This window comes from Streptomyces sp. NPDC051133 (assembly GCF_040682635.1).
In the GTDB taxonomy this organism is placed as follows: Bacteria; Actinomycetota; Actinomycetes; order Streptomycetales; family Streptomycetaceae; genus Streptomyces.
Genome location: NZ_JBFBBK010000013.1, coordinates 21732 through 35552, shown reverse-complemented (window position 1 = coordinate 35552; position 13821 = coordinate 21732). Strand labels below are relative to the sequence as shown.

General features: G+C 75.2%; 9 protein-coding genes. 7 read left to right on the top strand and 2 right to left on the bottom strand.

Going from position 1 to position 13821, the window contains the following annotated elements; all coding sequences use genetic code 11:
- Window positions 1–34 precede the first annotated feature (34 nt).
- The 3 genes from AB0N17_RS15585 to AB0N17_RS15575 are packed head-to-tail and all read left to right on the top strand — an operon-like array spanning window position 35 to window position 3293.
- Window positions 35–1162, top strand: a complete 1128-nt coding sequence (locus AB0N17_RS15585; protein WP_366011847.1) for a glycosyltransferase family 1 protein — start codon at window positions 35–37, stop codon at window positions 1160–1162.
- A complete protein-coding gene (locus AB0N17_RS15580; protein ID WP_366011846.1) occupies window positions 1159–2328 on the top strand; it encodes a glycosyltransferase in 1170 nt (389 codons plus the stop codon). The genes AB0N17_RS15585 and AB0N17_RS15580 overlap by 4 nt, the downstream gene beginning before the upstream one ends.
- Complete coding sequence (locus AB0N17_RS15575) at window positions 2325–3293, top strand: SGNH/GDSL hydrolase family protein (RefSeq protein ID WP_366011845.1); 969 nt, start codon at window positions 2325–2327, stop codon at window positions 3291–3293. Before AB0N17_RS15580 ends, AB0N17_RS15575 begins: the two co-directional genes overlap by 4 nt.
- A gap of 153 nt (window positions 3294–3446) precedes the next feature.
- Here the strand turns inward: AB0N17_RS15575 and AB0N17_RS15570 are convergent, their stop codons facing one another.
- The gene (locus AB0N17_RS15570) at window positions 3447–4286 is read right to left on the bottom strand and encodes a putative hydro-lyase (RefSeq protein ID WP_366011844.1); all 840 of its coding nucleotides are present in this window, start codon (window positions 4284–4286) and stop codon (window positions 3447–3449) included.
- Entirely contained in the window at window positions 4283–5602 is a 1320-nt protein-coding gene (locus AB0N17_RS15565) for an MFS transporter (protein WP_366011843.1), read from the bottom strand. Before AB0N17_RS15565 ends, AB0N17_RS15570 begins: the two co-directional genes overlap by 4 nt.
- Before the next feature lie 127 nt (window positions 5603–5729).
- Between AB0N17_RS15565 and AB0N17_RS15560 the strand changes: the two genes are divergently transcribed.
- The 4 genes from AB0N17_RS15560 to AB0N17_RS15545 all read left to right on the top strand — a co-directional run bounded on the left by AB0N17_RS15560 (window position 5730) and on the right by AB0N17_RS15545 (window position 13730).
- Window positions 5730–6431: a GntR family transcriptional regulator gene (locus tag AB0N17_RS15560; RefSeq protein ID WP_366011842.1), complete on the top strand. Its 702-nt coding sequence runs from the start codon at window positions 5730–5732 to the stop codon at window positions 6429–6431.
- 90 nt (window positions 6432–6521) lie between these two features.
- Entirely contained in the window at window positions 6522–8051 is a 1530-nt protein-coding gene (locus AB0N17_RS15555; protein ID WP_366011841.1) for a hypothetical protein, read from the top strand.
- A gap of 105 nt (window positions 8052–8156) precedes the next feature.
- A complete protein-coding gene (locus AB0N17_RS15550; RefSeq protein WP_366011840.1) occupies window positions 8157–9035 on the top strand; it encodes a hypothetical protein in 879 nt (292 codons plus the stop codon).
- Window positions 9036–9074: 39 nt separating this feature from the next.
- Window positions 9075–13730, top strand: coding sequence for a hypothetical protein (locus AB0N17_RS15545; RefSeq protein WP_366011839.1), 4656 nt, complete (start codon window positions 9075–9077; stop codon window positions 13728–13730).
- The last annotated feature ends 91 nt before the right edge of the window (window positions 13731–13821 follow it).

The following is a 13821-nucleotide window of genomic DNA, read 5'->3' as shown; positions in this document are numbered from 1 at the left end:
ACGCGGCCACGTCCGGCGCGGCGACAACACCGGTATGCGTGTCGTCATCGTGACCGAATCCTTTCCCCCCGATGTGAACGGCGTGGCCCACTGCGCGCTCCAGACCGCCCGGCACCTCGTAGATCGCGGTCACTCCCCGCTCGTCGTCGCGCCGGCCCCGCCTCCCGGCAGCGCACCGGACACGGACGCCCCGTGCCCGGTCGTCCGCGTCCCCTCCCTCCCCCTGCCCGGCTACCCCCAGGTCCGTGTCGCCCTCCCCAGCAGGCGGCTCGCCGCGGCGCTCCTCGACCACCGCGCCGACCTGGTCCATCTCGCCAGCCCCTTCGTCCTGGGCGTCCGCGGCATGGCCGCCGCCGCCCGGCTCGGCATCCCCGCCGTCGCCGTCTACCAGACCGACCTCGCCGGTTACGCCCGCACGTACATGGGCGCCGGGGAGGCGGCGGCCTGGCGGCGGATCCGCTCGGTGCACTCCGCCGCCGACCGCACGCTGGCGCCGTCCAGCGCCGCCCTGAACGACCTGGAGACACACGGCGTGCCCCGGGTGCGGCTGTGGCCGCGGGGCGTGGACACCGTACGTTTCCGGCCAGAGCTGAGGGACGAGGCCCTGCGCCGCGAACTCGCGCCGAACGGCGAACTGATCGTCGGCTACGTCGGCCGGCTCGCCCCCGAGAAGCACGTCGAACTCCTCGCCGGCGTGTGCGGACTGGCGGGGGTGCGGGTCGTGGTCGTCGGTGACGGGCCCAGCCACGCCCACCTCACCGAGGCGCTGCCCGGCGCCGTCTTCCTCGGCCGCCGCACTGGCGACGACCTGGCCCGGATCTTCGCCTCGCTGGACGTGTTCGCGCACACCGGACCCTTCGAGACCTTCTGCCAGACCGTGCAGGAGGCCATGGCCGCCGGAGTCCCGGTGGTCGCCCCGGCCGCGGGCGGCCCGCTCGACCTGGTCGCCCACGGCCGCACCGGCCTGCTCGTGCCCCCGCGCGACGCCGACGCCGTACGGGAGGCGGTCCGCACCCTCGCCGCCGACCCCGGCCGGCGGGCCGCGTACGGCGCCGCCGCCCGCGCGACGGTGGAGGGCCGCACCTGGGCCGCCGTCGGCGACCGGCTGATCACCCACTACGACGACGTCCTCGCGGCGCGGAAGACGGCGGTGGCGGCATGACCGGCCCGTCCCTGCGCATCGTCCGGCTCGCCAACTTCGTCGCGCCCACCTCCGGCGGCCTGCGCACCGCCCTGCGCGAGCTGGGCAAGGGCTTCCGGGCGGCGGGCCACGAGCCGGTGCTGATCGTGCCCGGCGAACGGCACACCGACCGCGACACCGAGCAGGGCCGGGTCATCACCCTGCCCGGCCCGCTCCTCCCCGGCACCGGCGGCTACCGGGTCCTCACCGACAAGCGGCGCGTCGCCGCCCTCCTGGAGGACCTGGCCCCCGACCGGCTGGAGGTCTCCGACCGCACGACCCTGCGCTGGACCGGCCGCTGGGCCCGCCGCGCGCGCGTGCCCGCCGTGATGGTCTCCCACGAGACCGCCGACGGCGTCCTGCGCACCTGGGGCCTGCCCGAGAACCTCTCCCGACGCGCCGCCGACGCCCTCAACACCCGCACCGCGCACGTCTACTCGCGGGTGGTGTGCACCACCGAGTTCGCCGAGCGCGAGTTCGTCCGCATCGGCGCGCGCAACGTCGTACGCGCCCCGCTGGGCGTCGACCTGATGGAACGCCACCCGGTGCTGCGCGACCCGGGCCTGCGCGCACGGCACGCGCGCGAGAACGAGGCGCTGCTCGTGCTGTGCTCCCGGCTGTCGGTGGAGAAGCGGCCCGGCACGGCCCTGGACGCCCTGGAGGCGCTGCTGCGGCGCGGGCGGCCGGCGGTGCTGGTCGTGGCCGGGGACGGGCCGCTGCGGGCCCGGCTGGAGCAGCGCGCCCGGGAGCACGGGCTGCCGGTGACCTTCCTGGGGCACATCTCCGACCGGACCGCGCTCGGTGCGCTCCAGGCGTCCGCCGACGTGTGTCTCGCGCCCGGGCCCGCCGAGACCTTCGGGCTGGCCGCCCTGGAGGCCATGGCGTGCGGTACGCCCGTGGTGGCGAGCGCGTCGTCCGCGCTGCCCGAGGTCATCGGCTCCGCCGGGGCGACCGCGGCCGGCGGCGGCGAGGCGTTCGCGGACGCCGTGGAACTGCTCCTGGAGCGAGGTGAACCCGAGCGGCGGGAGGCGGCACGCGCGCGTGCGGAGTGCTTCGGCTGGGGTACGGCGGTGGAGGCGTTCCTCGCCGCGCACGACGCCCCGGTGACCGCTCCCCGGAGCGGTGCCGTCCCGGAGGGCGTGGCATGAGACCCGTCCGCTTCGTCGCCCTCGGGGACTCCCTGACCGAGGGCGTGGGGGACCCCACCGGGGACGGCTGGCGGGGCTGGGCCGCCCTGCTGGCCGCGTCACTCGGCGAGGGGACGGAGTTCACCAACCTCGCGGTCAGCGGGGCGCAGACGCTCGACGTGCTGGAGCGGCAGACTCCGGCCGCCCTCGACCTGCGGCCCGCCCTGGTGTCCGTGGTCATCGGCGTCAACGACACGCTGCGCTGCACCTTCGACATCCACGCCGTGGCCGCGCGGCTCGACCAGGTCTTCGCGTCCTTCGCCGGGCAGGGCGCCACCCTGCTCACCGCCTGCCTGCCCGACCCGGGCGCGATGCTCGGGCTGCCGGGCGCCCTGGCCCGCCCGCTGGCCCGTCGCCAGCGTGCGGTCAACACGGTCGTCCACGCCCTGTCCGACCGGTACGGCGCGGTCCACCTGCACGCGGCGGAGGGCGCCTGGGTCACCGACCGGGCCCTGTGGAGCGCGGACCGGCTGCATCCGGGCGAGCGGGGGCACCGGCGGCTCGCCCTCTGCTTCCACGCCCTGCTCGCCGAGGCCGGCCTGGCCACGGGACAGGCGCCGTCGCCGGAACCCGAGTTCGCCGCTCCGACCCGGACCGCACGCCTGCTGTGGCTCGCGACGGCCGGCACCGGCTGGGTGGCGCGGCGGTGCACGGACCTGCTGCCGCAGCTGCTGAGCCTCGCCGCCGACGAACTGGGCCACCGCGCCCGGGGCACCAGCGGCCGCCTCGACCTGCGGGCGTCGGCGGCGGTGGCCGCGGCGCTCGCGGCCCTGTCGGACGCGACGGCGGACGCCACCGCGGACGGCACCGGGGACGGCGCCGTGGCTCAGCGGCGCCGTCCGGGGGCGGGTTTCACCGGGGTGTCCGGCACCGCCGGTCCGGCTCCCGGGAGACCGGCGGTGCGGGCCACCGCGAGCACCGGGTAGCCGGCGGTCGCAGGCCGGCCGGGAGGACCGCGGGGAGGACCACCGGCCGGCCATGCCCTGGACGGAGCCGGCGTCCGGTCGACCGCGGTAGGCGGCGTTCTCACGCCTCCTGTCCTCGCCGTCCTCGCCGGACTGCCGTTCGGCTGGTTGGCCTCAGTCGATGCCGACCAGCCGGTACTGCTCGTCGCGGGCGTCGGTCAGGAACATCTGGCCCGGCGCATGGGTGATGGCGAACGGCGGCCGGGAGGCCATCACCGCCGCCTGCGGGGTCACTCCGCAGGCCCAGAACACCGGGATGTCGCCGTCGTCGGCCGCCACCGGGTCGCCGAAGTCGGGCCGGTCCAGGTCCTCGATGCCGAGCGCCGCGGGATCACCGCAGTGCACCGGCCCGCCGTGCACGGCCGGCAGCAGGCTGCTCTCCCGGATCGCGGCCCCGAGGCGCTCCGGCGGCACCGGGCGCATGGACACCACCATCGGCCCGCGCAGCCGGCCCGCCGGGCGGCACTGGCGACCGGTGACGTACATCGGCACGTTGCGGCCCTGCTCGACGTGCCGGATCGGCACGCCCGCCCGGGCCAGCGCCCACTCGAAGGTGAAGCTGCACCCGAGCAGGAACGACACCAGATCGTCCCGCCAGTGCGCGCGCACGTCCGTGGGCTCCTCGACCAGCTCGCCGTCCTGCCACACCCGGTAGCGCGGCAGGTCGGTGCGCAGATCGGCGCCTTCGGCGAGGACGGTCGCCGGCGAACCGGCGTCCGTGACGTCGAGCACCGGGCAGGGCTTGGGGTTGCGCTGGCAGAACAGCAGCATGTCGTAGGCCCAGTCGGCGGGCACCGTGATCAGGTTGGCCTGCGTGTGGCCCCGCGCCACCCCGGCCGTGGGACCGGCCAGGCCCTCCCGGAAGCGGGCCCGTGCGGTTTCCGGGCTCCACGCGTGCGCGTGGGCACTGGCCGTGGTGACGGGGCGGTCCTCCGTACGCTGTGTCTGGGTCATGCCAGCTCCGTTCCGCGGGTCTCCGGAAGTCCGAGCAGTGCGAGGGCCGCGAGGCCGTAGCCGATCGCGCCGAAGACCAGCGCCCCGCCCACGCCCCAGCTGTCGGCGAGGAAGCCCACCAGGGTCGGGAACACCGCGCCCACCGCGCGGCCCGTGTTGTACGTGAAGCCCTGCCCGGTGCCGCGCACCGCGGTCGGGTACAGCTCGCTCAGATAGGAGCCGAAGCCGCTGAAGATCGCCGACATGCAGAAGCCGAGCGGGAAACCGAGCACCAGCAGCAGGGTGTCGGCGCCGTGCGGGATGTGGGCGTACGCCAGGATGCACACCGCCGACAGCAGCGCGAACAGCCAGATGTTGGCGCGCCGGCCCAGCCGGTCGGTGAGGTGGCCGCCGGTCAGGTAGCCGAGGAAGGCGCCGGAGATCAGGAAGGTCAGATAGCCACCGGTGCCGACGACCGACAGACCGCGCTCGGACTTCAGGTACGTCGGCACCCAGGTCGCCAGCGTGTAGTAGCCGCCCTGCACGCCCGTGGACAGCAGGCTCGCGAAGACGGTGGTGCGCAGCAGACCCGGGGTGCCGTTCCGGCCCGGACGGAAGATCGCCGTGAACGAACCCCGCGCCGCGTCCTGTTCGCGTGCCGCCGTCGCCGTGGGCGCGTCGTGCACCCGGCGGCGCAGCCACACCACGAGCAGCGCGGGCAGCGCGCCGGTCCAGAACATGATCCGCCAGGCCCAGTCGTCACCGGCGAAGGAGAAGACCAGCGTGTAGACGATCGCCGCCAGCGCCCAGCCGACCGCCCAGGAGCTCTGGACCGCCCCGAGCGTACGGCCCCGGTGCCGGGCGGAGGAGTACTCGGCGACCAGGATCGCCCCGACCGCCCACTCGCCGCCGAAGCCGAGGCCCTGGAGGGCGCGGAAGACCAGCAGCGTCTCGTAGGTCGGCGCGAAGCCGCACGCGACGGTGAAGACGGCGTAGGCGGTCACCGTGATCATCAGCGCCCGGACCCGGCCGACCCGGTCCGCGACGACGCCCGCGACGGCGCCGCCGACCGCCGAGACCACCAGCGTGACGGTGGTGAACAGGCCGGTCTGGCCGCTGTCCAGGCCGAAGTACGCCGCGAGCGCGACCATGCTCAGCGGCAGCGTGAAGTAGTCGTAGGAATCCAGGGCGTATCCACCGAAAGCGCCGGCGAACGCGCGCCTGCCGCGCGGCCCGAGGGCACGCAGCCAGCCGAACGCGTCGTCCTCGGCGGTGTGTTCACCTCCGGCCGGCCGGACACGCGAGGGGACGGACCGGGGTGGTGGAGTCGTGCTCATGGGCACCTCGCAGAACGGGGACGGAGGGTGCTGGACAGTGAGCCGTGACGAGCACCGTAGAGGATCGTTCAACGATCCTTCAATACCCACGTTGTCTCGTTCTGTTGTCTGCGATTGAATTCCGGGCATGACAGAGCAGCTGACGGGACTCGCCGACGACCGTGCGCTCCTGGGGCGGACGAGTACGGCGGAGCGGGTTTCGGACATCCTCAGGAGCCGCATCGCGGAGGGCTACTTCCCGCCCGGCACCCGGCTGTCCGAGGACGGCATCGGCGGGGCCCTCGGCGTCTCCCGCAACACACTGCGCGAGGCGTTCCGGCTGCTCACGCACGAACGTCTGCTGGTGCACGAGCTCAACCGGGGCGTGTTCGTGCGGGTCCTGACCGTCGAGGACGTCGAGGACATCTACCGCACGCGCGCCCTCGTCGAGTGCGCCGTCGTCCGCGGGCTCGGCGAGCCGCCGTACCCGCTGGAGGGGCTGGCCGCGGCGGTCGCCGAGGGCAAGACGGCGGCGGCCGGCCATGACTGGAAAACGCTGGGCACCGCCAACATCCACTTCCACCGGGAACTGGTCGCCCTCGCCGGCAGCGAGCGCACCGACGAGCTGATGCGCAGCGTCTTCGCGGAGCTGCGGCTCGCCTTCCACGTCGTGGACGACCCGCGCCGGCTGCACGAGCCGTACCTCGCCCGCAACCGCCGGATCCTGCGGGCGCTGCAGACCGGCGACAGGCGCGAGGGAGAACGGCTGCTGGAGACCTACCTCGCGGACTCGCTGGAGCGGGTCGTCGAGGTGTACCGGCGCAGGGTCGGCGAGGAGAGCGCCTCGTAGGGGCCCGCGCGGAGCAGGGCCCCGCGCCGACCAAACCGGCGGAGCCGCTCGTTTGGGTCGATGTCAGACCTAGGACCTAGTCTGTGCACCGTGACTTCGCCTGCATCGACGGACAGCGTTCCGCCCCAGCTCAGCGCGGGGCCGCGCCCGGCTCCGGGCCCGGCCGCCGACGAGGGGCTGGCGCGTCGGCTGCGCGCGCTCGCCTGCACCGCGCCGCTGCACGACCTCGACGCGCGCAAGGCCAACCTGGCCGGCGAGTACTCGGTGTACGGCATGGCCGAGGTGGCCCTGGCCGCCATCGACCTGGTCACGCTCAACATGGACTTCGACACCGGCGCCGACCACGAGCAGATCGTCGCCCGGCTCGTCCCGCGCATCGCCGCCCAGGCTCCGCACCGGCCCGCCGCGGAGCACGAGCGCGTGGCCCGCTGGGTGCTGGAGAACCTGATCAACGTCGGCAGTGTCGACCGCGGCTTCCGCGCGGTGTACGGCACCTTCGCGCCGGACGGCACTTACGTCCGCCGTGACTACGACTTCAAGCTGATCGAGGAGGTCCCCGGCCCCGGTGGCACGGTGTACCTGCGGACGACGGACGAGGCGGTCAACGTCCTCGTCGGCGCCCTCGACACCGATGTCACCAGCGCGCAGATCGCCGCCGAGGTCAAGCTGGAGGTGCTGATCAACCGCGGGCGCCTCGCCGACGCCCAGCTCGCCGCCGAGCAGGCCCGCTACCGCACCGTGCAGTACTCCGAGACCCTGCGCCGCGCCCTCGACGCCACCCGGCGCAACGTCCGCGCGGTGGACTGGCTGGGCGCCGTGCCCGACATGATCGCCGAGGCCCTGGACCACGTGGCCGACCGCTACCGCCACGAGAACGCGATCCTCACCAACATCCGCAAGGCCCGCGACGAGACCGAGGACCCCGAGCACAAGCGCCGCGCCGCCGAACTCGTCGACATCGTCAAGGACTGCATCCGCCGGCACACCCAGCTCCAGTCGCGGCTGCTGGAGGCCGGCCCGCTGTTCCGCGCCGAACAGGACCGGCAGGCCTTCGCCACGCCGGTGACGACCTCCGGGATCGACCTGTACGGCCACCTGGTCGCCCCCGTCCTGACGCTGCCCCTGGAGCGGGCCACCCGGGTCACGGACGCGTTCTTCGCGAGCGGGACGGGGCTGCGGACGCCGGTGTCCGTGCGGGTGGCCGACCTCGTCGACATACTGCTGACCCCGCCCGTGGAGCGCGAGCACCTGGGCGCGGAGATGCCCGAGCCCGACCTGATCGCCACGCCGGACGACAGCCGGTTCAGCGAGGAGCAGCTGGCCGCCGCCCTGGAGCTGCTGGACCTGCCGGCGGACGCTCCGCGCAGGCTGTCCGGTCTGCTGGCCGAGGCCCGGCGCACCGGTGACCCCGATCTGGCCTACCTGGTCGCCCTCCTGGCCGTCCACGCGGCCAGCCCGGCCGTCGGCACCGCCTACCGGCAGGGCGAGGAGAAGCTGCTGTTCGCCGTGGACGACGGAACCGAGCTGGACGATCCCGAGTTCGGCGGGGCGGACCTGATCGTGGGGACCGCGCTGCTGGACGCCGCGGGGATGGCGGCGGACCGGACGGAAGCCGCATGAGTGAGCACGAGCCGCATGAGTGAGCACGGAAGCAGCATGAGTGAGCAAGCAGCATGAGTGAGCAAGCAGCATGAGTGAGCAAGGACGCGACAAGGAGCCCAAGCCGTGACCGAGCACGTCGACCGGAGTGAGCCCGAGCCTGCCGCCGCGCCGGCGGGCTCCGCCGTCACCCCCGCCGACGCCGCCGACGCGGCGCGGCTCGTCGCCTTCGGCCTGCAGCCCAAGCTGCAGCCCGCACGCGACCAGGAGTACACGGAGCTGCTGCGCCGCTACCGCGACGACCCGGCGTTCGCGCGCCTCGCGGACGCCGTCGCCGCCGGACTCGGGCTCGTCGTGCTGGAGGTGTCCCCGCGCGCGGGCATGGCCGTCACCGCCGCCGAGGACTCGGTGTTCGCCGTCCGCATGGGCGACTACGCGCGCCGCACCACCGCCGACTCCGGCGACCGCTTCCTGCACGGACTCGCCCACCTCGCCGTCGCCGCACTGGCGTTCCCGCGCCCGGAGGACCTGGCCGACGACACCTACATCGGCCGCGTCACGGTCAACGGCGTCGACGCCTTCGTACGCCAGGCCTGCCGGCGCCTGGAGGAACGCGCCGAGGAACAGGGCGAGAACACCGACCCGGCGACCGACGCGCCCGGCCTCGAGGCCGCCTGGCGGATCTGGGCCAGACGCAGCGCCACCGGCGCCACCAAGGACGCCCGCCGGCCCGCCTCCTCCACCACCGGCATCGTGGCCAAGGCCCTGGCCTTCCTCACCGACTCGGGCTTCCTGCAGCGCACCGGCGACGACAGCGGCGGCACCTACCGCACCACGGCCCGCTACCAGCTCCAGGTCCGCGACATGGCCGGCGCCGCCGCCATGGCCGAACTGCTCGAGCTGGGCGTCGTCCCGGTGACCGACGGCACGGCCACCCTGCTGCCCGCCGAGGACACCGACGACCTGGAGCTGGTGGCCGACGCCGGGCTGCCGTTCCACTCCTGAACCTCCCCCCACCTGCAAGAAGACTGACGAGAGTCCGCCATGTACGAGCTGTCCCGGGTCCGCCTCTACTCCATCGGGCCCGCCGGTGCGCGCTACGCCGACACCGTGCTTGACCTGCGGGGCGTGGGCGAGCCCGTGCCCGACCCGGCGCCCACGCAGGCGGAGTTCTTCGAGGAGGAGCCCGCCGGGCCGCCCCGCCGGCCGGCACCCGCGGGCGTGCTGTTCCTGGAGAACGGCGGCGGCAAGTCCGTCCTGCTCAAGCTGATCTTCTCGGTGATGCTGCCGGGCCACCGCAACACCCTCGGCGGCGCCAGCTCCGGCGTGCTGCGCAAGTTCCTGCTCGCCGACGACTGCGGACACGTGGCCCTGGAGTGGCAGCACGTGCAGACCGGTGAGTGCGTCGTCGTCGGCAAGGTCAGCGAGTGGCGCGGCCGGCAGGTCTCCAACGACCCGCGCAAGTTCGCCGAGGCCTGGTACTCCTTCCGGCCCGGCCCCGGACTCAGCCTGGACAACCTGCCCGTGGCCGAGTCCACGGCCGTACGGGCGCCCGTCGAGGGCAGCTCAGGTGCCCAGGGCCGCCGCCGCACCATGAAGGGCTTCCGCGACGCCCTCACGGAGGCCGGCAAGGCGTACCCGCACCTGGAGGTGCACTGGGAGGAGATCCACGACCGCTGGATCGAGCACCTCGGCGACCTCGGCCTCGACCCCGAACTCTTCCGCTACCAGCGGGAGATGAACGCCGACGAGGGCGAGGCGGCCGGTCTCTTCGCGGTCAAGAAGGACTCCGACTTCACCGACCTGCTGCTCCGCGCGGTCACCGACACCCGGGACACCGACGGCCTCGCCGACCTCGTCAGCGGCTTCGGCAACAAGCTCGGCCGGCGCGCCGAACTGATCGCCGAACGCGACTTCACCGCCGGCTCGGTCGACCTGCTCGGGCGCATCGTCGAGGCCGCCGACGCCCGCTCACGCGCGCGCGACATCCACACCGGCGCCGAGCGCCGCACCCGCACGCTGGTCCGGCGGCTGTCCGCCCGGGCCGTGCGCGAGCGGGTGCGGGCCGCCGACCTCGCACAGCGGGTCACGGCCGCCGCCTACGCCGTCACGCAGTCCGAGGGCGCGCGCGAGCGCAGCGCCCTGATCGCCGCCGAACTCGCCTACCGGCACGCCTCCCTGGCCCTCGCGGCCGCCGAGAAGGCCGCCGCCGCGCAGAAGCGCGAGCTGGCCGACGCCCGCACCCTGCACTCCGCCTGGCAGGCCGCCGAGGCCGTCCTGCGCCACCGCGCCGCCGCCGACCGCGTCGCGCGCGTCTCCGCCGCCATCCAGGAGGCCGAGCGGGACGCGGCCCCCGCGCTGGCCGCGCGCGCCAAGGCCGCCGTCGACCTCGTACGGGCCCTGCACGCCGCCGCGGAGAGCGCCGAGACCCTCGCCAACGAGGAGGAGGAGCGCTCCGCCGGCCTCCAGGAGGTCAGCGACTGCGCCTACCGGGACTCCACCACCGCCGCCACCGAGGCGCAGCGCGCCCGCAGCGAGGCCGGGCACCTGCGCCAGCGGCTCGCCGAGGTCGAGCAGGAGACCGCCGAGGCGGTCCGCGCCGGATGGCTCGACGACAGCGCCCCGGACGCCGACCCGGCCCGTGCGGCGCTCGCCGCCAGCGACGCCGAGAAGGCGGCCGTCGCCGCCTGGGACGCGGCCCGCGAGGCCGCCCGCAAGGCCAGCGAGCACGCGCGCGAGGCGGCCTCCGCCGAGTCCCGCGCCGAGCTGACCGCCGCCCGTGCCGCCGACGCGGCGACCGCGGCCGAGCGGGCCCACGAGGCCGAGCGGCGCCTGGCCGAGTCGCTGGCCGCCGAGGAGCGGCTCGCGGAACTGCTGAGCCTGCCGGGGGCCCCGAGCCGGCCGCGCGTGCCCGCCCCGCGGACGGAGGCGGACGACGCCCCGCGCGCGGACGCCGCCGCGGAGCCCGCAGGCCCTGCCGAGAGCCCGCTCAGCCCCGAGGAACTCGACCGCTTCGCCGACGAGTTGCGCGCACTCCTCGACGACGCCGTGTCGACCGCCGAGCGGCAGCTGTTCGAGCTGCGTACGGCCGCCGCCGACGACGCCCGGATCCTCGGCGCCCTCGGTGACGGCGGACTGCTGCCCCCGGGCCCGGACGTGCTGGCCACCGTCGAGTTCCTCGGCGAACACGGCATCCCCGCCCTGCCCGGCTGGCGCTACCTGGCGCAGTCCGTCGACCCCGCCGACCACGCGCGTGTGCTGGCCGCCCGCCCCGAACTGGTCGACGGCGTGATCATCACCGACCCGGACACGCACGCGCGTGCCCGCGAGGCGCTGAGCGACGCCGCCCTGCTGCCCCGCTCCGCCGTGGCCGTCGGCACGGCCGCCGCCCTGCTCGCCCCCACCCCCGCCGCGGACGCCACGCCGGCCGACGTCTTCCTCGTGCCGCCGAACCCGGCCATGCACGACGAGCACGCCGCCGACGAGGAACGACAGGCCCTGCGGGCCCGCGCCGGCGAGCGCGACGAGGAGATCCGCACCCTGGCCGCCCGCCTCGGCAAGGACCGCGAACTGGCCGCCCGGCTCGCCTCCTGGCGCACCGGCTGCCCGGCCGGTCGCCTCACCGAGCTGGCCGGGGCCGCCGAGGAGGCCCGCGCCTTCGCCGAGGAGTCCGAGGCCGAACTCGCCGAGGCGCGCACCGCGCGCGCGGAGACCGACGAGGCCGCCGCCGAGGCCGGCCAGGTCCGCGACGAACGGCAGGAGGCCGCACAGAAGGCCCGCCGTGCCGCCGACGCCCTCGCCGGCCTCGCCTTCCGGCTCCGCGAGCGCGCCGGCTGGCAGGTCAAGCTCCGTGAACTCGCCGACGAGGGCGCGGAGTCCGAGGCCCGCGCCCAGGCCTGCCTGGAGCGCGCCCGTGCCGCGGACGAGGACCGCCGCGGCGCCCAGCGCGCCGCCGACGACGCCCGCCGTACCGCACGCGCCCTGCGCGCCGAGCGCGCCGAGATCGCCGGCGCCCCCGACGACGTACCGGTCGAGGACACGGACGAGCCGAAGGCGTCCCTGCCCGCGCTCCGCGAGGCCTACCGTGCCGCCTCCCAGGTCTACGAGAAGGTCGGCGTCGGTGCCGACCTGCGCGCCGAGCAGGCCCGCGCCGAGAGCGACGAGAGCGCGGCACTCGCGGAGCTGGACCGGCTGAGCAACAAGGTCCGTACGCGCGCGGCGCAGCTGCTGCAGTCCCCCGACGGCTCGGACGGACCCAGCCGCCAGGCGGCCGCCGCCCGCGCCGAGGAACTGGTGCAGCTGCTGGAGACCCGCATGTCCAGCGCGAGCGAACAGCTCGGCCGGCTGCGCGGCGAGGCGGAGCGGCACGCACCGCAGGACGGCGAGGCGCACACCGAGCTGCCCGAGGAACTCCTCCCGCGCGACGCCGAGCACGCCCAGGCGCTGCTGCGCACCGCCACGGGCGAACTCGCGGCCCGTACCGGGGCATTGGCCGAGGCCCGGGACGCCCACGCGGAGCTGCTCGCGGCCCACCGTGCCGCGGATGACGCCGCCGGCGGCTTCGACGAGGTCGCGGCGATGCTCCGCGACCTGCTGCGCGAACACGCCCCCGAGGAGGACCAGGAGGAGCCGGAGCCGTACCCCGGCAGCCTGGAGGAGGCCCGGCACTCCGCCGCCGAGGCCCGCCGCTCGCTGCGCGGCTGCGCCGCCGACCTGTCGGCCGCCGAGGCTGCCGTGCGCGAGGCCGGCGACGTCCTGGTCCGGCACGCCAACTCCACGCGTTACGAGCAGGTCCGCACCCCCGCCCGGCAGCAGATCCGCGAACTGCCCGCGGCCACGCTGCCCGAGCACGCCCAGAAGTGGGCGGACGCCTTCGCACCCCGCCTGCGCGTGCTGACCGACGAACTGGCCCAGCTGGAGCGCAACCGCGACTCGATCGTGGACCGGCTGCGGGGCCTCGTGGAGTCGTCCCTGGCGACGCTGAGGTCCGCCCAGCGGCTCTCCCGGCTGCCCGAGGGGCTCGGCGAGTGGTCCGGGCAGGAGTTCCTGCGCATCCGCTTCGAGGAACCCGACCAGGCCACGCTCACCGAACGGCTCGGCGAGGTCATCGACGACGCCACGCGCGCGGCCGTCAAAAAGAACTCCGACCTGCGCCGCGACGGCATGTCCCTGCTGCTGCGGGGCGTCGCCGCGGCCCTGCAGCCCAAGGGCGTCGCCGTCGAGATCCTCAAGCCGGACGCCGTACTGCGTGCCGAGCGCGTCCCCGTCGGCCAGATGGGCGACGTCTTCTCCGGCGGCCAGCTCCTCACCGCCGCCATCGCCCTGTACTGCACGATGGCAGCGCTGCGCAGCAACGACCGGGGCCGCGACAAGCACCGGCACGCGGGCACGCTGTTCCTCGACAACCCGATCGGCCGCGCCAACGCGACGTATCTGCTGGAGCTCCAGCGGGCCGTGTCCGACGCGCTCGGCGTGCAGCTGCTGTACACCACGGGCCTGTTCGACACGACCGCACTGGCCGAGTTCCCGCTGGTCATCCGCCTGCGCAACGACGCCGACCTCAGGGCGGGCCTGAAGTACATCAGCGTGGAGGAACACCTCCGGCCCGGCCTGCCCCAGCAGCCCCGGGCCGGCGAGGCGGTGCACAGCGAGATCACGGCGACGCGCATGTTCAAGCGCCCGGCCTCCGCCACCTCCTGAACGGGAGGGCGCAGGACCGCTCCGGCAGGGAAATCAGTGCTGAACTCCCTTCACTCCGGGGTAAGTTCGGGCCCCCCGTTGTCCGAAGAGA

Excerpts from the sequence above, each read along its gene's own strand:
- AB0N17_RS15585 (WP_366011847.1), top strand. The coding sequence starts at position 35 with ATGCGTGTCGTCATCGTGACCGAATCCTTTCCCCCCGATGTGAACGGC.
- AB0N17_RS15580 (WP_366011846.1), top strand. The coding sequence starts at position 1,159 with ATGACCGGCCCGTCCCTGCGCATCGTCCGGCTCGCCAACTTCGTCGCG.
- AB0N17_RS15575 (WP_366011845.1), top strand. The coding sequence starts at position 2,325 with ATGAGACCCGTCCGCTTCGTCGCCCTCGGGGACTCCCTGACCGAGGGC.
- AB0N17_RS15570 (WP_366011844.1), bottom strand. The coding sequence starts at position 4,286 with ATGACCCAGACACAGCGTACGGAGGACCGCCCCGTCACCACGGCCAGT.
- AB0N17_RS15565 (WP_366011843.1), bottom strand. The coding sequence starts at position 5,602 with ATGAGCACGACTCCACCACCCCGGTCCGTCCCCTCGCGTGTCCGGCCG.
- AB0N17_RS15560 (WP_366011842.1), top strand. The coding sequence starts at position 5,730 with ATGACAGAGCAGCTGACGGGACTCGCCGACGACCGTGCGCTCCTGGGG.
- AB0N17_RS15545 (WP_366011839.1), top strand. The coding sequence starts at position 9,075 with ATGTACGAGCTGTCCCGGGTCCGCCTCTACTCCATCGGGCCCGCCGGT.